General features: G+C 50.1%; 1 protein-coding gene. It reads right to left on the bottom strand.

What is annotated here, in order from left to right; genetic code table 11:
* A partial coding sequence (locus tag KNQ04_RS15515) for a copper amine oxidase (RefSeq protein ID WP_214851799.1) occupies window positions 1-1,067 on the bottom strand: 1,067 nt, incomplete at both ends.

Genomic DNA, 1,067 nt, shown 5'->3' with positions numbered 1-1,067 from the left:
CCTTTGTAGTCGCCTTCCGTGTACTGCATGAACGTGTCTTGGACATACGTTTCATGGCCAGCGACGGCTTCTTGTGCTGCTTTTGTCGGAAGGTTTTCTTCCGTTGCTGCTCCGAGGAACGCACCGAAGTCGTTCGTGAACATTTTGAGCATGTCTTGTGCGTCACCCATCATTTTTTTATCATCGTTGATGGCTGCTGTGACGAGGTTCGCTTGTGCTTCGATGTGGTTTTTCGTCCAGACTTGCTCGAACTGATCCGCACCGGCTTGACCGTAGATTGATTTGATCGCGGCTTTGAAGTCAGCTGTGTGCATGTCTTCCGTCCAGTTCGCTGCGTCGTAGTCTTTCGCTTGATCGACGCCTGCTGTCATGCTGATGTTCGCAAGTGCGACGTGTTCAGCAGCGAGGCTGTTGAGTGTTGACCGGAGGTCAGCGGCTTTTGTATCAGCTTTCGTGTTATCGAACTTCTCAGGCATTTGTGTTGTGATTGCGACTGAGAGAGCTTTCGAGATGTCATACATGCGGCTGTAACCTTCACGGAACGTGTTGTACGAACCTTCATAGTCGCCTGCTGCATACTCTTGGAATGTTTTATAGACGTCCGCTTCGTGGGCACGGAGGGCTTCTTCCGCAGCGGCTTTTGGGAGTTTACCTTCTGTCGCTGTGTCGAGGAAGCTCGAGAGATCCTGGACGAACTCTTCTGTTTCAGCTTTTGAAGCGTTGATGCCTTCTTGGTCATCCGCTTTGACGGCTTTGACGAGATCCGTTGTGTATTTGTTGTGGTCCACGAAGATTTTTTCGAACTGTTTTGCACCTTCGTCGCCATAGACTGAAGCGATTGCCGGTGTCATGTCGAGTGCGTTTTGTTTGAGTGCTGCTTCGTAGTATTCTGCATCTTTCGAACCATCATATTGTTTTTTCATGTCCATGACGGCAAGCACGAAGTGCTCAGAAAGCAATTGGTCGAGTGTCGCACGAAGGTCTGCTGCTTTCGTTTTGACCGTGACGTTTTTTGCTTTGTCCTCATGCATCATGTCGTCTGAACCGCCTGACGCGAATGCTGCCGT

The organism is Exiguobacterium sp. s193 (genome assembly GCF_018618755.1).
In the GTDB taxonomy this organism is placed as follows: Bacteria; Bacillota; Bacilli; order Exiguobacteriales; family Exiguobacteriaceae; genus Exiguobacterium_A.
The sequence above is the reverse complement of the archived record's forward strand: the minus strand, read 5'-3'. Positions and strand labels throughout refer to the sequence as shown.